The sequence below is a fragment of the Mesorhizobium sp. LNHC232B00 genome, assembly GCF_000502435.1.
GTDB classification, from domain to species: domain Bacteria; phylum Pseudomonadota; class Alphaproteobacteria; order Rhizobiales; family Rhizobiaceae; genus Mesorhizobium; species Mesorhizobium opportunistum.
In genome coordinates this window covers 278,433-295,352 of the sequence record NZ_AYWP01000006.1, presented here as the reverse complement: position 1 = coordinate 295,352, position 16,920 = coordinate 278,433, and the positions used below count along the sequence as shown (strand labels likewise).

At 60.7% G+C, this 16,920-nt stretch carries 20 protein-coding genes and 1 tRNA gene; 12 read left to right on the top strand and 9 right to left on the bottom strand.

Annotated elements, in window-relative coordinates; translation table 11 throughout:
* The first annotated feature begins 267 nt into the window (after positions 1-267).
* Both X743_RS157995 and X743_RS158000 read left to right on the top strand, forming a co-directional pair.
* Positions 268-897 (top strand): histidine phosphotransferase family protein, encoded by a 630-nt coding sequence (locus X743_RS157995; protein WP_023765285.1) that lies wholly within the window; start codon positions 268-270, stop codon positions 895-897.
* Between the two features lie 247 nt (positions 898-1,144).
* Positions 1,145-1,513, top strand: coding sequence for a response regulator (locus X743_RS158000; RefSeq protein ID WP_013893382.1), 369 nt, complete (start codon positions 1,145-1,147; stop codon positions 1,511-1,513).
* A gap of 165 nt (positions 1,514-1,678) precedes the next feature.
* On the opposite strand, the gene ctrA is transcribed toward X743_RS158000, so the two are convergent.
* Positions 1,679-2,374, bottom strand: coding sequence for a cell cycle two-component system response regulator CtrA (gene ctrA, locus X743_RS158005; RefSeq protein ID WP_006203583.1), 696 nt, complete (start codon positions 2,372-2,374; stop codon positions 1,679-1,681).
* A gap of 451 nt (positions 2,375-2,825) precedes the next feature.
* On the opposite strand from ctrA, the gene X743_RS158010 reads away from it, so the two are divergent.
* Positions 2,826-3,203, top strand: a complete 378-nt coding sequence (locus X743_RS158010; RefSeq protein WP_023765284.1) for a flagellar export protein FliJ — start codon at positions 2,826-2,828, stop codon at positions 3,201-3,203.
* Positions 3,204-3,276: 73 nt separating this feature from the next.
* Here X743_RS158010 and X743_RS158015 read toward each other — a convergent pair whose 3' ends face one another.
* The gene (locus tag X743_RS158015) at positions 3,277-3,675 is read right to left on the bottom strand and encodes a helix-turn-helix domain-containing protein (RefSeq protein ID WP_023765283.1); all 399 of its coding nucleotides are present in this window, start codon (positions 3,673-3,675) and stop codon (positions 3,277-3,279) included.
* An 89-nt stretch (positions 3,676-3,764) separates the two neighbouring features.
* On the opposite strand from X743_RS158015, the gene X743_RS158020 reads away from it, so the two are divergent.
* Positions 3,765-4,691: an NADP-dependent oxidoreductase gene (locus tag X743_RS158020; protein ID WP_023765282.1), complete on the top strand. Its 927-nt coding sequence runs from the start codon at positions 3,765-3,767 to the stop codon at positions 4,689-4,691.
* Between the two features lie 92 nt (positions 4,692-4,783).
* Here X743_RS158020 and X743_RS158025 read toward each other — a convergent pair whose 3' ends face one another.
* Positions 4,784-5,059, bottom strand: a complete 276-nt coding sequence (locus X743_RS158025; protein WP_006203587.1) for a DUF1153 domain-containing protein — start codon at positions 5,057-5,059, stop codon at positions 4,784-4,786.
* Positions 5,060-5,356: 297 nt separating this feature from the next.
* Here X743_RS158025 and mnmA point away from each other — a divergent pair, with 297 nt between their 5' ends.
* Complete coding sequence (mnmA, locus tag X743_RS158030; protein WP_023765281.1) at positions 5,357-6,547, top strand: tRNA 2-thiouridine(34) synthase MnmA; 1,191 nt, start codon at positions 5,357-5,359, stop codon at positions 6,545-6,547.
* 155 nt (positions 6,548-6,702) lie between these two features.
* Here the strand turns inward: mnmA and X743_RS158035 are convergent, their stop codons facing one another.
* Complete coding sequence (locus X743_RS158035; protein WP_023765280.1) at positions 6,703-7,662, bottom strand: Gfo/Idh/MocA family oxidoreductase; 960 nt, start codon at positions 7,660-7,662, stop codon at positions 6,703-6,705.
* 240 nt (positions 7,663-7,902) lie between these two features.
* Between X743_RS158035 and X743_RS158040 the strand changes: the two genes are divergently transcribed.
* Positions 7,903-7,979, top strand: a tRNA-Met gene (locus tag X743_RS158040).
* A gap of 214 nt (positions 7,980-8,193) precedes the next feature.
* Here X743_RS158040 and X743_RS158045 read toward each other — a convergent pair.
* Both X743_RS158045 and X743_RS158050 read right to left on the bottom strand, forming a co-directional pair.
* Positions 8,194-8,892, bottom strand: a complete 699-nt coding sequence (locus X743_RS158045) for a VIT family protein (RefSeq protein WP_023765279.1) — start codon at positions 8,890-8,892, stop codon at positions 8,194-8,196.
* A 4-nt stretch (positions 8,893-8,896) separates the two neighbouring features.
* Positions 8,897-9,415 carry a cytochrome b/b6 domain-containing protein gene (locus X743_RS158050; RefSeq protein WP_023765278.1) on the bottom strand — a complete coding sequence of 173 codons (519 nt, stop codon included), beginning with the start codon at positions 9,413-9,415 and terminating at the stop codon, positions 8,897-8,899.
* A 214-nt stretch (positions 9,416-9,629) separates the two neighbouring features.
* Between X743_RS158050 and X743_RS158055 the strand changes: the two genes are divergently transcribed.
* From X743_RS158055 to X743_RS158065, 3 genes are read left to right on the top strand one after another with little or no spacing between them, the layout of a single operon-like run.
* A complete protein-coding gene (locus X743_RS158055; protein ID WP_023765277.1) occupies positions 9,630-10,388 on the top strand; it encodes an FMN-binding protein in 759 nt (252 codons plus the stop codon).
* Between the two features lie 25 nt (positions 10,389-10,413).
* On the top strand, positions 10,414-11,136 hold the full coding sequence (locus X743_RS158060; RefSeq protein WP_023765276.1) for an FAD:protein FMN transferase: 723 nt from the start codon (positions 10,414-10,416) through the stop codon (positions 11,134-11,136).
* Positions 11,133-12,644, top strand: a complete 1,512-nt coding sequence (locus X743_RS158065; protein WP_023765275.1) for an RnfABCDGE type electron transport complex subunit D — start codon at positions 11,133-11,135, stop codon at positions 12,642-12,644. The genes X743_RS158060 and X743_RS158065 overlap by 4 nt, the downstream gene beginning before the upstream one ends.
* Before the next feature lie 7 nt (positions 12,645-12,651).
* Here X743_RS158065 and X743_RS158070 read toward each other — a convergent pair whose 3' ends face one another.
* From X743_RS158070 to X743_RS158080, 3 genes are read right to left on the bottom strand one after another with little or no spacing between them, the layout of a single operon-like run.
* Positions 12,652-13,995: a HAMP domain-containing sensor histidine kinase gene (locus tag X743_RS158070; protein ID WP_031257653.1), complete on the bottom strand. Its 1,344-nt coding sequence runs from the start codon at positions 13,993-13,995 to the stop codon at positions 12,652-12,654.
* Entirely contained in the window at positions 13,995-14,660 is a 666-nt protein-coding gene (locus tag X743_RS158075) for a response regulator transcription factor (protein WP_023765273.1), read from the bottom strand. The genes X743_RS158070 and X743_RS158075 overlap by 1 nt, the downstream gene beginning before the upstream one ends.
* Entirely contained in the window at positions 14,660-14,959 is a 300-nt protein-coding gene (locus X743_RS158080) for a PepSY domain-containing protein (RefSeq protein WP_245264200.1), read from the bottom strand. Before X743_RS158080 ends, X743_RS158075 begins: the two co-directional genes overlap by 1 nt.
* A gap of 158 nt (positions 14,960-15,117) precedes the next feature.
* On the opposite strand from X743_RS158080, the gene X743_RS158085 reads away from it, so the two are divergent.
* From X743_RS158085 to X743_RS158095, 3 genes are all read left to right on the top strand, one after another.
* Positions 15,118-15,390: a hypothetical protein gene (locus X743_RS158085; RefSeq protein WP_023765271.1), complete on the top strand. Its 273-nt coding sequence runs from the start codon at positions 15,118-15,120 to the stop codon at positions 15,388-15,390.
* A gap of 119 nt (positions 15,391-15,509) precedes the next feature.
* The gene (locus tag X743_RS158090; protein WP_023765270.1) at positions 15,510-15,977 is read left to right on the top strand and encodes a DUF2231 domain-containing protein; all 468 of its coding nucleotides are present in this window, start codon (positions 15,510-15,512) and stop codon (positions 15,975-15,977) included.
* 131 nt (positions 15,978-16,108) lie between these two features.
* Positions 16,109-16,807 carry a CBS domain-containing protein gene (locus X743_RS158095; protein ID WP_023765269.1) on the top strand — a complete coding sequence of 233 codons (699 nt, stop codon included), beginning with the start codon at positions 16,109-16,111 and terminating at the stop codon, positions 16,805-16,807.
* Positions 16,808-16,920: the final 113 nt, after the last annotated feature.

Genomic DNA, 16,920 nt, shown 5'->3' with positions numbered 1-16,920 from the left:
GGTAACTGTTAGGGGCAAACTATGCCGTAATCCTTTTTCAACCATTAAGCTCGCACATGAACATGGCGGTTCGAAGGCTGTTTGGGATCTCTCATACGGGCGGCAGCCTGCGTGAACGCGCCATTTGCCATAACCACAATTTTGGATTTGTTGCTGCAAGCACGGGCGCTGTGTATTCAAAAAGCCTGGGAGCGAGCGTGATTCGTGTTGGCAGGCGACGATCGATCGCTCGGCCGTGAGTTGTGAAATTTGCAGGGATTTTCGCCGATGGCCGATCTGTTCACTCTTTCCGCACCTGATCTGGCTGCACTTTTGTGCAGCCGCGTCTGTCACGACATCATCTCGCCGGTCGGCGCGATCAACAACGGGCTCGAGCTGCTCGACGAGGGCGGCGCCGACGAAGACGCCATGCGGCTCATCCGCCAGAGCGCCAAGAACGCCTCGGCCCGGTTGCAGTTCGCCCGCATCGCCTTTGGCGCGGCCGGCTCTGCGGGCATGATGATCGATACCGGAGACGCCGAAGCCGTCGCCATCGCTTTCCTCAAGAACGAAAAGCCGGAATTGGTCTGGAACGGGATCCGAGCGCTGCTGCCCAAGAACAAGGTCAAGCTGCTGCTCAACCTGCTCCTGGTTGCCAACGCCGCCATCCCGCGCGGCGGCAAGCTGGTCGTAACGCTGGAGAATCTGGAAACCGAGCCGCGCTTTTCACTCTCGGCAAGCGGGCCGATGCTGCGCGTACCGCCGAAATTTCTCGAACTGCATTCCGGCCACAAGCCGGAAGAGCCGATCGATGCGCATTCGGTCCAGCCTTATTACACGCTGCTTCTGGCCCGTGAGGCCGCCATGACGATATCGATCCACGCCACGGCGGAAGAAATCGTGCTTTCAGCGGCCTGAGTACCGGGTCGATCTGCACGGAGAGCAAGTATTTTTAACGGCGTAATATTAGCCCGATCGCTGAGTTGGAAGCGTTGAGCTTTCTCCCAAACGACCACATCGAAGCATCTGCAAGGAAAAGTCAGTCAAATGGCATCTTTGCAAAAATTTTACCCAATGCCTTTTCGGCTTCTTTACCAGATTGGCTTATGGTGCTCCTCGATGCCCCGACGCTACCGGATTGCCAAAAGGCAAAGAGGACTCGGAAATGAAACGCTGTATGTTCGTCGACGATTCGAGCGTCATCAGGAAGGTTGCAAAACGCATCCTGGGCGGTTCCGATATGATGATCATCGAAGCAGCGAGCGGACTTGACGCACTGGAGATGTGTGCCGCCGACATGCCTGACATCATCGTCGTCGACGGCGCCCTGCCGGACGTGCAGGCGGTTGACCTCATCCGCCGCGTACGCGCCATGGAAAGCCCGATCAGGCCGCAGATCCTGATCTCGCTGGTCGAGCTCGATATTGCGTCGATCATGCGGGCCAAGCGCGCCGGCGCCCAGGGCTATCTCCTGAAGCCCTTCAACCGCCCGCAGCTGCTCGAGCGCTTTCGCGCCTTGAAGATCGCCGCCTGATTCGGGGGCCTGGAACCGTTCCGGGAAAATCCGGAACGCTTTTCCGCAAGCATTCGCCCCGCAAGCATTCGCCCCGCAAGTATCCGCCCATCACGAAGTATCCGCTCATCACGCAAAAAACCCGGCCTGAGCCGGGTTTTTATCGATGGTGAAGGCGTTTGCAGCTCAGGCGCTGACCCGGATGTCTTCCGGTTCGCGCAGCACATAGCCGCGGCCCCAGACCGTCTCGATGTAATTCTGGCCACCGGACGCGGCGTCGAGCTTCTTGCGCAGCTTGCAGATGAAGACGTCGATGATCTTCAGCTCCGGCTCGTCCATGCCGCCATAGAGGTGGTTGAGGAACATTTCCTTGGTGAGCGTGGTGCCCTTGCGCAGCGAGAGCAGCTCCAGCATCTGATATTCCTTGCCGGTGAGATGCACGCGCTGGCCGCCGACCTCAACGGTCTTGGCGTCGAGATTGACCACCAGGTCGCCAGTGGTGATGACCGACTGGGCATGGCCCTTGGAACGCCGCACGATGGCATGAATGCGCGCCACCAGCTCATCCTTGTGGAAAGGCTTGGTCATGTAGTCGTCGGCGCCGAAGCCGAGGCCGCGTACCTTGTCCTCGATGCCGGCCATGCCGGAGAGGATGAGGATGGGCGTCTTTACCTTGGAGAGGCGAAGCGTTCTCAAGACCTCGTAGCCGGACATGTCGGGCAGGTTGAGATCGAGAAGGATGATGTCGTAGTCGTAGAGTTTGCCGAGATCGACACCCTCTTCGCCGAGGTCCGTCGTATAGACGTTAAAACTTTCCGATTTCAGCATCAGTTCGATGCTTTGTGCGGTTGCACTGTCATCTTCTATCAGCAGAACACGCATTTCATTCCCCTTTTCTGCCGCCGGACCATTTTTCGACCCGTCCTGCCCCGGAGCAGTGGTTGCCTTGTGCAGAGGCTGCCATTGAATGGTTAACAAAACCTAATTTCCCGTCCATGACGGTATCAGATTTTTTAACCCCTTTCTACACCCTCTTGAATCTAATGACGAATCACAGACCAAAATTCCTAATGCAACACATTAATAACCTGGACTAAGTGACTCCAGGGACTCATCGAGGCGGCTTCGCTTCGGCGGCCGGAATTTTTACCCGGCCTTAAGTCCTGACCCGTATGATTAACAATGCCCGTAAACGAATGGTTACCGTCGGCAAAAAACTTTAGGGTTTTGTTTCCCATAGTTCGGGGAATGCCGGTGGACATGGGCAGAGCTTGGGCCTTTCCAGGCGGTTTGGACGATATGTGCGGGTGTGCGTTTCCGGGAGTACCGAATCATGAAGTCACGTGAAAACCTCGTTCGGCTGAAACAGTTTCAGGTGAATGAGAAGCGGCGTCAGCTTCTGCAGCTCGACATGATGATCGCCGAGTTCGAACGCATGGCGGTCGAACTGGAGCTTCAGATCACCGCCGAGGAAAAGAAAGCCGGCATCACCGACATCAACCATTTTGCCTATCCGACCTTCGCCAAGGCGGCGCGTTTGCGCCGCGACAACCTTAGAAATTCGCAAGGCGACCTCGCCCAGCAGCGAAGCGCTGCCGAATCATTACTCGGCGAAGCTGAAGCGGAGCTTTCCAAGGCTGAAATGCTGGAATCGCGCGACACCAAGATCCGCGAGACCGAAACCGGCGGCCGCAGCGCCATGATCGGCTGACATCCGCGTCCCGAGCGCGTCCGCCCGGCGCGCGCAACCTACCGGGCGACGGCCTCGAGAGGGTGAACCGGCTCTAGGCGGCCCAATCCCCTTCATTTGCGGCAATCGCCCTTGCGCGGGCATCCTTGATGTCCGGTGCGTGCTGCTCGGCCCATGACCTGATCTGGGTGAGCAATCCCGCCAGGTTCTGGCCAAGCTCGGTCAGCTCATATTCGACGCGTGGCGGAATAACCGGATAGACCTCCCGCCGCACCAGGCCGTCGCGCTCCAGCACGCGCAGTGTCTGCGTCAGCATCTTGGGCGTGATGCCTTCGAGCTTGCGGGCAAGCTCGCCATTGCGCCGCCGGCCTTTGCGCAGCGCGCAAACCACCAGATAGACCCATTTGCTGGCCAGCATCTCAAGCACGGTGTGCGACGGACATGTCCGTCGGAACGCGTCATAGCCCAAGGGGCAATTGTCTTCACTATCCATGGGGTACCTATATATAAAAAAGGTACATACTGGACAAGAGATTATTACTATCCAAATGATAGTGGCAGCAATCAAGCAGGAGACACCCGATGCGTGCCGTTGTCCAGAATACTGTCGGCGGACCCGACGTCCTCGTCATTGCCAACCAGCCTGATCCCTCGCCCGAAGCCGGCGAGGTGCTGGTTCGAGTCAAGGCCGCCGGCATCAATCCCGTCGATGGCGCCGTACGCGCCGGCTATTATCCCTTGCTTGGCGAGCCGCCCTTCATCCTCGGCTGGGACATCTCGGGGGCGGTCGAGGCGCTGGGCGACGGCGTCACCGCCTTCAAGGTTGGCGACGAGGTGTTCGGCATGCCGCGCTTCCCCAAGCAGGCAGCGGCTTACGCGGAGCTGGCGGCTGTCCCCGCGGATGAAATAGCACTCAAGCCTGAGAGAGCCGACCACATCCAGGCCGGCGCATTGCCATTGGCGGGCCTTACCGCCTGGCAAGGCCTTGTCCACCATGGCGGACTGAAATCGGGCCAGCGCGTGCTGGTGCATGCGGGTGCCGGCGGTGTCGGCCATCTGGCGGTGCAGATCGCCAAGGCGCGCGGCGCTTACGTCATCGCCACCGCCAGCCCGAACAAGCTCGATTTCGTCCGCAAGCTCGGCGCCGACGAGGTCATCGACTACACCAAGGGCGATTTCACCAGCCAGATCAGCGACATCGATCTGGTGCTGGAGCCAGTGGGCGGCGACCACGCCGATCGCTCGCTGAAGGTCATCAAGAGTGGAGGCGTGCTGGTGTCATTGCTTAATGTCAACGACGCCACGCGAGCCGATGCCGCCGCGCGCGAAATCCGGGTCGAGCGCATGTCCGTCGTGCCCGATCGCGAAGGCCTGGTCGAACTTGGCCGCTTGATCGATGCGAACAAGCTCACCGTCCATGTGGCGAAGAGCTTCCTGCTTGAAGAGGCCGGCGCTGCCCACGCCTTTCTCGCGACCAGGCCGATCGGCAAGGTGGCGCTGACGGTCTGACCGCCAGAAATTGCTCGAAAAACACCAGAAACCGTTTCGAAAAACAAAGGGCGCGGAATGCCGCGCCCTTTGACCGTGTTCAGGCCGGCTCTTTAGTGCCGGTATTGCTGGATGCGCGTTGTGCGCAGCCCGGCGAGACCGTATTCGTCGATCGACGCCTGCCAGGACAGGAATTCCTCTGTGGTCAGCTTGTAGCGTTGGCAGGCCTCTTCGAGGCTTAAAAGTCCGCCACGCACCGCCGCGACCACTTCCGCCTTGCGCCGGATGACCCAGCGACGCGTGTTCGTCGGCGGCAGATCGGCAATCGTAAGGGGGCTGCCGTCAGGCCCGATAACATACTTGACTCTAGGTCTAACCAGATCGGTCATCGTACTCTCTACAAAAAACTCAAGACCCAATCCCCGCCACGTTACCGCCACAGCTTTAAAAATTGCCTAAGCAGACCCTAATGACTAGGTAAGGATCGTGAACGCCGCGTTAGTCTTTTCGCCGGCATTTGAAATATCTGGCTGGAAGCCTTGAATTGGCCGGGAAAATCCGCCCGGTCGCGGATCGGCCACAAGCCGTGAATTGGCCCGTGAATTGGCGTGCAAGCTGGCGTCGCCGGAAAGCTTGACCTATATTCTCGACATTGGCATTCAGGTGCCGCGCAGAATGAAAGCACCATGAACAGTCTCGATCTTCCCGGACGTCCCGAAAACACCCGCATCGTCGTCGCCATGTCGGGCGGCGTGGATTCGTCCGTGGTCGCCGGCCTGCTGAAGCGCGAGGGCTATGACGTCGTCGGCGTCACCTTGCAGCTCTACGATCATGGCGCGGCGACGCACCGGGCCGGTTCATGCTGCGCCGGACAGGATATCGACGATGCCCGCCGGGTCTCCGAGACGCTCGGCATTCCCCACTACGTGCTCGATTACGAGGAACGGTTCCGCAAGGCGGTCATCGACCCGTTCGCCGAGAGCTACGTCGCCGGCGAGACGCCCATCCCTTGCGTCTCCTGCAACCAGACAGTGAAGTTCGCCGATCTTCTGGCCACCGCCAAGGAGCTGGGCGCCGATGCGCTGGCCACCGGCCACTACATCCGCTCCGGCGCCAACGGCGCCCATCGCGCGCTCTACCGGCCGGTCGATGCCGACCGCGACCAGAGCTATTTCCTGTTCGCCACCACCCAGGCGCAGATCGACTATCTCAGATTTCCGCTCGGTGGCCTGTCGAAGCCGCAGGTTCGCGCCATTGCCGAGGAGATGGGGCTGACGGTCGCGGCCAAGCAGGACAGCCAGGACATCTGCTTCGTGCCGCAGGGCAAATATTCCGACATCATCGCCAAGCTGAAGCCTTCAGCCGCCAATCCGGGCGACATCGTCCACATCGACGGCCGCGTGCTCGGCCGCCATGAAGGCATCCTGCGCTACACGATCGGCCAGCGCCGCGGCATCGGCATCGCGTCTGGCGAGCCGCTCTATGTCGTCCATCTCGACGCCGAACGGGCCCGCGTCGTGGTCGGCCCCCGCGAGGCGCTGGAGACGCACAAGATCTACCTGCGCAACATGAACTGGCTTGGCGACGGGCGGCTCACCGATATTCCCGCAGGCGGCATCGAGCTGTTCGCCAAGGTCCGCTCGACCAGGCCGCCGCGCCCGGCGGTGCTGCGCCACGAGGCAGGCGTGACTTCGGTTGAATTGGCCGACGGCGAGTCCGGCATCGCGCCCGGACAGGCCTGCGTGCTCTATTCCGACGATGGCAACGAGGCCCGTGTCTTCGGCGGCGGCTTCATCGAGCGCTCCGAGCGCGGCGCCGAGGCCGAGGCCATGCTGAGCCGGCTTGCCGCAAGGCCGGCCCAGATTCCGGCCGAGTAAACTCTACCCTCCGAGACCGTTTCGAAATTCGCTCTGGCGAGTCATATGGTGGTGATTTCGAGAACCGGAGCGCAGCGGACATTTGGGTCCGTGAGCACCGGAAGCGCAGAAAACGCCGTCAGATGGCCGCCAGAGTAGAATTTCCAAACGGTCTCTCAGGACTTGGTGTGGGTGACCGTTCCCGCCGTCAGGATGCGCAGCACCCTGATCGCTTCCTCGCCGCTGGTGCGTGGCTCGGCCCGCGTCTCGATGCACTGGATGAAATGCTCCAGCTCGCGCGTCAGCGGCATGCCTTGCGCGACCGCGACATAGGACGGCTCATTGGTGGTGAACGCCCATTGGCCACTGTCCTGCCACACCGCGTGACGATAGACGGCAAGCTTGCGCTCCCATGGCTCGACATCGTCGAACACCGCCATCGCCTTGGTGCCGACCACGGTCAGCCGCCGCTCGCGATAGGGATTGAGCCGTGACGCGAAGAGGTGGCTGCGCAGGCCGTTGGGAAAGCGCATGTGCAGATGCGCGAAGTCGCTGAGATTGTCGAGCAGGGCCGCCCCCTCGCCGCGCACCTCGATCGGCTCGGTGCCGGTGATGGCCAGGATCATCGACAGATCGTGCGGCGCCAGGTCCCACAGCGCATCGTTCTCGGTGTGGAACTTGCCGAGGCCGAGCCGATGCGAGTGGATATAGCGGACCTCGCCGAGTTCGCCCTTGTCGATCAGCCCCTTCAGCGTCTCGAAGGCGGGGTGGAAACGCAGGACATGTCCCACCATGAAGACGCGGCCATTGTCCTTGGCCGCCTGCACCGAGCGCTCGGCATCCGCGACCGTCAGCGCGATCGGCTTCTCGACCAGCAAATCCTTGCCGCTTTCGGCGGCGCGCACGGAAAGGTCGGCATGGAACTGCGGCGGCAAAGCCATGACGATGGCGTCGATGTCGTCGCGGACGAACAGCTGGTCGGGCTCGATCGCCAGGCAATCCTGTTCGCTGGCAAAGCCTTCGGCGCGCGCGCGATTGGCGTCCGAGACCGCGTGCAGCGCGCCGAGTGCCTTGAGGGTGCGGATATGGTTGCTGCCCCAGTATCCGCAACCGAGGACTGCAATGCGCGGCTTCATCTGTTTCAAACTCTAAAAACTCGTGGCCGAGACATAGCGACGTGCCCCTTCGAACTCAACCCCGGCGGCTGCAACCAAATGTCGGCGCGGCAAAGCTTTTTCGGCAATGGGAATATGCGGCGATATGGAATGCTTCGAAGCTTGACAGGCTCGCCCTCCCAACCTTATATCCGCGCGACCTTGGCGAACGCCTCGAAATGCCTTTCGATTTAAGGAGGATTTCGGGCCTTTCGCCGCCCTGGCGGGGTAGCTCAGTTGGTTAGAGCACGGGAATCATAATCCTGGGGTCGGGGGTTCAAGTCCCTCTCCCGCTACCAAATTTCTCAATAAAGATCAGAGACTTACAAAGAGACGCGGCGGCTAGACCGCCCTCTCTCAGCGAATTTGCAGAACTCTCAGCACACTACCCGTTCGAACAGCCGCCGGGATGCAGTGTGCCGAGACGGGTCCATGCCGCTTGGCACCGACAGATGGCTGGAACTTGAGGGTCTCGGCTCGCGCCGTCGACGAAATCTAGAATCGCACACTGGCTCAGATGGCGGCAGTACCAACGACGGCACCGATGCCGGCCGTCAGCGCCATGGCAAACGCACCCCAGAATGTGACACGGACTGTTGCCCTCAGCACACTGGCGCCGCCGACCTTGGCCCCAATGGCACCCAGGACTGCCAGGAACAGGAGCGAGGCAACAGACACCGTTGCGGCAAGCCAGGCGGCCGGCGAAACAAGTGCCATCGCCAATGGCATGGCCGCGCCAACCGAAAATGCAGCCGCAGACGACAGCGCAGCTTGGATCGGTCTAGCCGTCGTCACCTCTGAAATACCGAGTTCGTCACGAGCGTGGGCGCCAAGCGCGTCCTTCGCCATCAATTGGTCGGCGACCTGAAAGGCAAGCGTTGGCTCCAATCCACGTTTGACATAGATCTCCGCAAGCTCCTGTCGCTCGGAATCTGGCTGCGTCGACAGTTCCCCTTTCTCACGCGCAAGGTCGGCTTGTTCGGTATCGGACTGCGAACTGACCGAGACATACTCGCCGGCCGCCATCGACATCGCGCCGGCGACCAGTCCGGCTACGCCGGCAACCAGAACGTTGGAGGCCGCGGCATCGGCCGCCGCCACGCCAACGATGAGGCTAGCCGTCGACACAATGCCGTCATTGGCGCCGAGCACTGCGGCGCGCAACCAGCCAACGCGGGATATAAGGTGGTTTTCATTGTGCAGCCGGCTCATGACATCACGGCGCGCGCCGTCCGGCAGGTCGCAGCATCCTGACCAGCACATCCGATTTCACATAGAAATGTTGCCACAGCGCCGCTGCGGCATGGAGGCCGACGACAATGATGATCACCGGCTTGGCGAGTTCATGAATCTCCCCCATCGCTCCAAAGCTGAAGTACCATGCCAGCGCCCCGGTAATCGGCATCCCGAAAATGAAAAGATACAGCAGGAAATGGGCGGCTGCGGCAATCCGCTTCAACAGGACGCTTTCTTCGGGCGGCGCCGCAGGCACGCCATGCCGTAGACGGACCGCGAGCCGCCAGATCGCCAGCACCAGAACGGCCAGACCGACATAGACATGAATGTTCGCGTTGAAGACGTCGCCGGCCGCAGGCTCGGCGCCGCGTGAGAACGCCCGGTAAGCCGGCTTGATGTCCTCGCCGATTACAAGCTGCAGGACGATCAGCACCGCGATTGTCCAATGCAGCACTATCTGGATTCCGGTGTATCTCGCCGGCTCGTTGGGGACAGTCATAGGCAGCTACCTCGCTTGAGAACCTTCCTACCTCGCTGCTTATGCGACCATGTTGATCCAGGACAAATCAATTTGCCGTCTCAACCATGAGCTTTAACGGGCACCTCGCAGCTCGGCATAGGCTGACAGCCAGTTGTCAGCTTGGTCGTGGGATATTGCCTCCGGAGCGGACCAGATAGCCCGCCCTGCGAGATTCAACGTGGAAACACACCCGATGAAACAGATTGCCTTGTCACTTTTCGTGATCGCCGCCTCGGGCGCTTATGTCTGGGATCAGGCCGGCAAGGATCCTGCAAACGATATGCTCGGCGAAGGGCTGCCGGCCGACGCAGCCGAAGCGCCTTCAGCGCAGCCAAAAGAGCCAGCACCCTTTGCGACTTTGCCGCTGCTTCGGACCTTGCCGGCGCCCCTCGAGCCCCGGTTCAGAACAAGGTTCCCGACCCCCGAGACGACGGCTGGCATAGCAACGCCCGCCGAACGGCCATATGATCCGGTCAAGCAAACAGTGGTTCAGGTGGCACCACAACCGTCGCGAGCGCCACTGGAGCAGGCACTGGCTCCGGCCGCCTCCGATCCTGCGCCATCGGTACCTTCATTCGCCGTAACTCCCGCCGTCTACATACCAGTCCCGCAGCCGAGGCCAGCATATCGGGATGCGCCGGCACGTGTCATCCGAGTGGGCATGAAGATCTATGCCGACGGCGTCTACACCGGCCCCACGGCCGATGCCTACTACGGCCTCATCCAGATTCAGGCCCTGGTACAGCGCGGGCAGCTTACCGCGCTGAAAGTGCTGAAATACCCATCCGACCGCCGCACCTCCATCAACATCAACAGGCAAGCGCTGCCCATGCTGCGCGACGAAGCGATCAGCGCCCAAAGCGCCAATGTCGACATTATTTCGGGCGCGACGCTAACCAGCAGGGCTTTCATCCAGTCGCTGCGCGGCGCGTTGAAGAAAGCGTCGTCGTAGGTCCATGCGTGAAACGCGCATTTTGATGGGCATGCCCATAACGGTCGACATCGGTCGCGCGTCGACCGGTGAGCTGGTCGACACGGTCTTCGGCTATTTCGAGCATATCGACCGGCGTTTCAGCACATACCGGGCCGACAGCGAGATCGCGGCCATCAACCGTGGCGACGTTCCGGTCGCCGATTGGAGCGGCGAGATGATGGAAGTGCTCGCTCTCGCCAGACAGACGAGAGACGAGACGGACGGATACTTCGATATTCGCAAGCCCGACGGATCGCTCGATCCTTCCGGCATCGTCAAGGGCTGGGCAATCCGCAATGCGGCAGGCATCGTTCAACGGGCCGGCATCAGCGATTTCTTCATCGAAGCGGGCGGCGATATCCAGTCCTGCGGCAAGAATGCGCGGGGCCAAGACTGGAGCGTCGGCATCCGCAATCCCTTCAACGCGGACGAGATCGTAAAGGTCGTCTATCCCCGCCGTCGTGGTGTGGCGACCTCCGGAACCTATGTCCGGGGTCAACATATCTACAACCCGCACGGAAGTGGTGGCCCAATCCAGGACATCGTCAGCCTGACCGTCATCGGCGCCGACGTGCTCGACGCCGACCGGTTCGCCACCGCTGCCTTCGCCATGGGCCGCGACGGCATTCTCTTTATCGAGCAGACGGCAGGCCTGGAAGGCTATCTCATCGACGTCAACGGCCGCGCCACGCCGACAACCGGGTTCGGAGCCCTTTGCCTGCCATGATCAAAACCATCGACCGAATTCTCGATCACCTGACCATGTATCGGCTGGTCCTCTACTATCTGATCACGCTGGTCGGCGCGGCGTTCGTGCTCGGCTTCGTCAAGCTGGTGCCACATGACCCGCTTGCACTCGGCTTCACGACGGCTTTGGCGCTGGCGGCCTGCTGGATTACCAACAAGGTTTTTGCGCGGATCTTTGCAGTCCCGGCCAATAACGAGTCCGTCTACATCACCGCGCTCATCCTGGCGCTTATCCTCAATCCGGTTGCGGTCACGGACATCAAGGGGATCGCGGCGGTGGCATTCGCGTCCACCTGGGCGATATCATCCAAGTTCATTCTCGCCATCGGCCGGAAGCACCTTTTCAATCCGGCTGCGCTGGGCGTGGCGCTGTCCGCGCTGCTGCTCGACCAACCAGCCACTTGGTGGGTTGGTGGCAATCTGCCGCTGCTGCCGCTCGTGCTCTTCGGCGGCATGCTCCTTGTCCGTAAACTGCGCCGGCTTGATCTTGTCTCGACCTTTGTTGTCGCGGCGCTGGCCACCATTCTGGCAACCAGCGATCCATCGCAATACTGGACCGCGCTTGCCGAGACACTGGGTTCGTCGCCTCTGCTGTTCTTTGCCTTCGTGATGCTGACCGAGCCGCTGACCGCGCCGACGATGCGTTGGCCGCGTATGGCCTTTGCCGCCATCGTCGGCTTTCTGTTTGCTCCCAACATCCATATCGGCTCGTTCTATTTCACGCCGGAATTGGCATTGATTGCCGGCAACCTGTTTGCCTATGCGGCAGGCCCCAAAGGACGCTTCGTGCTGACTCTTGAACGCATCGAGCAGTCGGCCGTCGACAGCTTTGACTTTGTATTCCGGTCGCCGCGCAAGCTCGCCTTCGAGGCCGGCCAGTATCTCGAATGGACGCTTGGCCTCGATCGCGCCGACAATCGCGGCAACCGCCGCTATTTCACGGTCGCCTCGGCTCCGACTGAGGAAACAGTCCGCTTCGGCGTCAAGTTCTATCCGCAATCGAGCGCCTTCAAGCGCGAATTGATGACGATGAAGCCAGGCAGCACGATCCACGCCGCGCAACTGGCCGGCAATTTCACGCTGCCGGCCCGGCGTGAAACCAAGATCGCGTTCCTGGCCGGAGGGATCGGCATCACGCCGTTCCGCTCGATGCTGCAATATCTCATCGACCGTAAAGAGCAGCGACCGATCGTCATCCTCTACGGAACCCAAGGCCAGCAGGACATCGCATATCGCGATGTGCTTGACGCCGCCAAGCAGGAACTGGGAATCAAGACGATCCATGCTGTGGCGAAAGGTGCTGAGCGCGGCCAGTATCCCGGCAACATCGACGAGCGCCTGATCCGTCTGGCCACACCCGACTACCTCGAGCGCACTTTCTACATTTCCGGTCCGCAGGCGATGGTCAAGGCGCTGCGCCAGAAGCTGCTGGTCATGGGCGTGCGCCGTTCGAAGATAAAGGTCGACTATTTTCCGGGTTTTGCCTGAAGCATGCTCAACTATGCCGCGGCAAGGAAATGGTCACCGCCAGGCCCGGATCGGCGTTGGCCATGGCAAGGCGTCCCCCATAGGCTTCGACGATGTCGGAAACGATGGCCAGGCCAAGACCGCTGCTGCCGCCCTTGCTGTCGAGCTGGACACCACGGAACAGAGCGGTTTCCCGATCGGCATCCGGTATACCCGGGCCATCATCGGTGACGGTGACGATCACCTCGGCGGTTGTGGCCGATGCATCGATGCGGATCGACGATTTCGCGTAGCGTGCCGCGTTCTCGATCAAATTGCCCAAAATTTCAGACAGGTCGCCTTCGTCGATTGGCGCAGTCAGATCCTCCGCGACATCCATCTTGAACGAAAGCTGCCTGCCAGTTGGCGTGCGCTTGACGACGGCAATGACGCCGGCCGCGACCTCCGATACCCGGCAGGATGCCTCGCCGGAAACGCCGGGCGCGAGGCGGGCGCGCGCGAGCTCCCGCTCGACATGGCGCCGGATAGCTCCTGCGCTCTTCTCGATCTCGTCGGCCAGATCCGTCTCGCCTTTCTTGCGCAAGGCACGGATGTCAGCCGACAGGACCTGGAGCGGCGTCTTGAGGCCGTGCGCCAGATCGGTGGCGCGCGAACGGGCCCGAGCAAGAGCCTTCTCCTGGGCATTGAGAAGACGATTGATTTCGTCAGCGAGCGGCTGCACTTCGCTCGGTGCCACCACATCGAGCCGTGTCGTTCGGTGCGCAATCACGCTTCCGACGGCGGCCCGCAAGGTCTCCAGAGGTGCGAGACCGATCGTGATCTGGATGAAAAACGCGGCCATGAGAACTGCGGCGAGCATCAAGAGAGCCGGAGCGAGGTCACGAACATATTCGCTTACAGATATCTCAACGGTGCGATGGTCTTCCGCCACGATGGCGCGAAAGGACCGACCTCCAGCGTCGATGATTGTACGCTCGACCGCAATGCTGAGTTCTCCGCCAGGACCCGTGAACTCCTCTACCGTTCGCATCTCGCCACTTGCGGTGCGGGCAGGCAGGACCAGCTTGGCGTCCCACAAAGATCGCGAGCGCTCGAGACCGCCGGTGGTAAAGTCTTCGACCTGCCAGTAGTAACCGGACAGCGGATTGGCGAAGCGCGGGTCGGTGAGCACCGGGGCCACCACCAGGTGACCGTCGCTTGTGAAGCTCGTTGCGCCGATCAACTCATTGAGGTCGACCGTCAGTTCGCCCACGACGCGCCGCTCGACGTGAAGTTCGAACAAATAGCGCAGGCCGGCGCCGGCTATGGCGAGCGCGACAAGAATCGAGATCGTTGCCGCCAGCCACAGCCTGAAGCGGATCGAGTTGCCCATCAGGCAGGATCATCGGGCATCAGATACCCGAAGCCGCGCCGCGTTTCGATGACGCCACTCCCAAGCTTGCGACGCAAGCGCGCGACGATCACCTCGATCGTGTTCGGATCGCGGTCGTTCCCTGAATCGTAGAGATGCTCAGCAAGTTCGGTCGGCGCCACCACTCGGCCGGCATGGTGCATCAGAAATGCCAGGAGCCGGTACTCCAGCGGCGACAGGGAAACGGGAACACCACGGAGCGAGATACGCATTTGGCGCGTATCCAGAAGCAACAGCCCGGACTTCAATATGGGTGCCGACTGCCCGGCCGAGCGCCGCAGGATTGCCCGCAATCGGGCGAGCAGTTCTTCCATCTCGAAAGGCTTGGGAAGGTAGTCGTCAGCACCGGAATTGATGCCGTCCACGCGTTCGGTCCACGTGCCTCTTGCGGTCAGGATGAGAACCGGAAACCTGCGCTCATTGGCCCGCCAGCGCTTCAAGACCGTCAGACCATCGAGCTTCGGCAACCCGAGGTCCAGGATCGCAGCATCGTAGTTTTCTACATCGCCTGCGAACCAGGCAGCCTCTCCATCGCGAACGATGTCGACCGCCATACCGGATGCCTTAAGGGCTATCGCGATATCGGCGGCGATACGGGGCTCGTCCTCGGCCAGGAGGATCTTCATCAGTCCCCCTCCCCTTCGCGCATGATGACACCGGCACCGGCGTCAACATCGACAGTCTTTCGCCGGCCATCGGCGCCGACGACTTGGAATCGGTAGACCCATTTGTTGGCCTTGCGGATGAGGTCAACCGCGACGATGTCGCCTGGAGCCTGCGCGCGAACAATATCGAGGATATTGGAAAGGCCCTTTATCTCGCCGTGTTCGTAGAGGTCCCGCGCCCTGTCATGATCGCCATCATCGTCCTCGTCAGCGCGCGCGGCGAGTGGCTGGGCCAGGACAAGCCCGGCCAGGCCCAGCATTGCTAGGCGCTTTAGGTTGACCATCATGAGCGAGGCATGTCGCACGTCGAAGCTTTCAATTTGCTGTCAACCATCCACAGCTGCCAGCAAGCAAAGGTTCCCTATCAGGGCCTCCTCGGGGCCAATCATGGCCGCGCAGAAAAAAGGATGTCGAAACCATGCGCGATTCCCTGTTCTTACTCGTAGCACTCGGATGCTTCTCGACCTTTGCCCTGCCGGCAGCCGCTGAATCTGAAGAAGGTTCATGGGGAGCGTCATCCTCAATTGCCCCTGCCGGGCCAATCGATCTGGAGGCCATTCCCAAGCAGGATGCCACCGGTCCCAAGGCGATCAAGGGTGTTGGCGGTGACCACGAATGCGGCGACAGTTATGCTTCCAGTAAAGCTGTTTTCAGCAGCACTGACGAGGACGGCCAGGGGGACGGCGACTAATATCGAAAAGCCTATGCCCTGCCATTGAGCCGAGCGCCCGCTGATCAACTGCCCTATCGCCGAAACCTGCCCACTCTATCGCCGCGCCATCTCTTTGCCACTCCGGAGATCTTCTTGTCATGATTCCAGTCCAGCATATTCATCCCATGCTCGTGCATTTTCCCATTGTCCTCATCTACACACTGGTAGTAATCGACCTTGTGGCGCTCGCCCGTGGCAACACGGTAACCAAGCGTTCTGGCGCGGGGACGATTTCGACTTTTATCGCCCTCGCAGCCGGGGCTTTCGCCATTGGAACCTGGTTCTATGGCGGACTTGCCCTCGATCATGCCGAAGCGGCCGGCTTCAGCAGTGACATAGCGGAGATCCACGAGAGCCTGGGAGGCATCACAGCGTTCGCGTTTCTGATCTGGGGCCTTGTGAGGCTCGGCCTTTGGGTGCGGAATCGTGAACTGCGGCTACTGACCATTGCTATTCCTCTGATCGAAATTGGCGGAGCAATTCTGGTCACGGCGACGGCCTATTATGGTGGACTGCTTGTCTACGAACTTGGCGTGAACGTCGCCAAGACCACGATTGCTGGTTGACTGGCACGCGCCCGGTTATTTGCAGCCCAGCTTGGGTCATTTGTCTCGAGGGTAAAATGATTCAGATCAAGGCCAATCGCTCATGCGGCATCTAGGAAGCTGGGGAATGGAAATATCTCCGGAGAGCGACCATGCAAGCCGAAGCCATAATGAGCAAGCCAGTCATCTGCACGGACCCGTCTGCCTCGATCGCCGAGGTGGCCGGGCTGATGCTGTCGAAAAAGATCAGCGGCCTCCCTGTCATTAGTGGCGATGGCACGCTGGTGGGGATTGTCAGCGAAGGCGATTTCCTGCAGCGAGGAGAACTGGGCACGCAACAGAAGCGCTCGCGCTGGCTGGAGCTTCTGGTCAGCCCCGGAAAAGCCGCCGACGAATATGTCCGGGCCAATGGTCGACGGATCGAAGAGGTGATGTCCGACAGCGTCGTCACTGCATCTCCTGCCGCGTCACTCGCCGAGATCGTCGATCTCATGATGCACCACCACGTTAAACGCATCCCGATCGTGAAAGGTAGGAGAGTCGTCGGCATTATTACTCGCTCTGATATTGTGCGGGCATTGCTCAGCCTCCTTCCGGATGCCGAGCCCACAGCGATCGATGACCAACGGATACGACAGAGCATCATTGCCGAGCTTGCGAAGCAGAAATGGGCCGGCAAAGCCCTGATCAACGTGATGGTGGACAAGGGCGTGGCGAAACTCAGCGGCGCCATTTTCGACGAACGCGAGCGCCAGGCAGCCATCGTCGCCGCTGAAAATGTCGCAGGCGTCAGGTTCGTCGAAGACAATCTGTTTTGCGCAGATCCGGTCTCCGTGATCCTGGTTTCGTAGTCTTCTTGCCACGGCACTGGAGCAGCGCAAAAGTCCGCTGGGCGCATCCGTTTTTTATTGCTCGTCTGGCCACAAAAGCAAGCGCCGTATCAGCACCAGCTGCTGGTTGTTTC

Excerpts from the sequence above, each read along its gene's own strand:
- X743_RS158090 (WP_023765270.1), top strand. The coding sequence starts at position 15,510 with ATGATTCCAGTCCAGCATATTCATCCCATGCTCGTGCATTTTCCCATT.
- X743_RS158095 (WP_023765269.1), top strand. The coding sequence starts at position 16,109 with ATGCAAGCCGAAGCCATAATGAGCAAGCCAGTCATCTGCACGGACCCG.
- X743_RS158025 (WP_006203587.1), bottom strand. The coding sequence starts at position 5,059 with ATGACCGATCTGGTTAGACCTAGAGTCAAGTATGTTATCGGGCCTGAC.
- X743_RS158000 (WP_013893382.1), top strand. The coding sequence starts at position 1,145 with ATGAAACGCTGTATGTTCGTCGACGATTCGAGCGTCATCAGGAAGGTT.
- X743_RS158075 (WP_023765273.1), bottom strand. The coding sequence starts at position 14,660 with ATGAAGATCCTCCTGGCCGAGGACGAGCCCCGTATCGCCGCCGATATC.
- X743_RS158065 (WP_023765275.1), top strand. The coding sequence starts at position 11,133 with ATGATCAAAACCATCGACCGAATTCTCGATCACCTGACCATGTATCGG.
- X743_RS158010 (WP_023765284.1), top strand. The coding sequence starts at position 2,826 with ATGAAGTCACGTGAAAACCTCGTTCGGCTGAAACAGTTTCAGGTGAAT.
- X743_RS158055 (WP_023765277.1), top strand. The coding sequence starts at position 9,630 with ATGAAACAGATTGCCTTGTCACTTTTCGTGATCGCCGCCTCGGGCGCT.
- X743_RS158070 (WP_031257653.1), bottom strand. The coding sequence starts at position 13,995 with ATGGGCAACTCGATCCGCTTCAGGCTGTGGCTGGCGGCAACGATCTCG.
- X743_RS158050 (WP_023765278.1), bottom strand. The coding sequence starts at position 9,415 with ATGACTGTCCCCAACGAGCCGGCGAGATACACCGGAATCCAGATAGTG.
- ctrA (WP_006203583.1), bottom strand. The coding sequence starts at position 2,374 with ATGCGTGTTCTGCTGATAGAAGATGACAGTGCAACCGCACAAAGCATC.
- X743_RS158035 (WP_023765280.1), bottom strand. The coding sequence starts at position 7,662 with ATGAAGCCGCGCATTGCAGTCCTCGGTTGCGGATACTGGGGCAGCAAC.
- X743_RS158085 (WP_023765271.1), top strand. The coding sequence starts at position 15,118 with ATGCGCGATTCCCTGTTCTTACTCGTAGCACTCGGATGCTTCTCGACC.
- X743_RS157995 (WP_023765285.1), top strand. The coding sequence starts at position 268 with ATGGCCGATCTGTTCACTCTTTCCGCACCTGATCTGGCTGCACTTTTG.
- X743_RS158020 (WP_023765282.1), top strand. The coding sequence starts at position 3,765 with ATGCGTGCCGTTGTCCAGAATACTGTCGGCGGACCCGACGTCCTCGTC.
- X743_RS158045 (WP_023765279.1), bottom strand. The coding sequence starts at position 8,892 with ATGAGCCGGCTGCACAATGAAAACCACCTTATATCCCGCGTTGGCTGG.
- X743_RS158060 (WP_023765276.1), top strand. The coding sequence starts at position 10,414 with ATGGGCATGCCCATAACGGTCGACATCGGTCGCGCGTCGACCGGTGAG.
- mnmA (WP_023765281.1), top strand. The coding sequence starts at position 5,357 with ATGAACAGTCTCGATCTTCCCGGACGTCCCGAAAACACCCGCATCGTC.
- X743_RS158015 (WP_023765283.1), bottom strand. The coding sequence starts at position 3,675 with ATGGATAGTGAAGACAATTGCCCCTTGGGCTATGACGCGTTCCGACGG.
- X743_RS158080 (WP_245264200.1), bottom strand. The coding sequence starts at position 14,959 with ATGCTGGGCCTGGCCGGGCTTGTCCTGGCCCAGCCACTCGCCGCGCGC.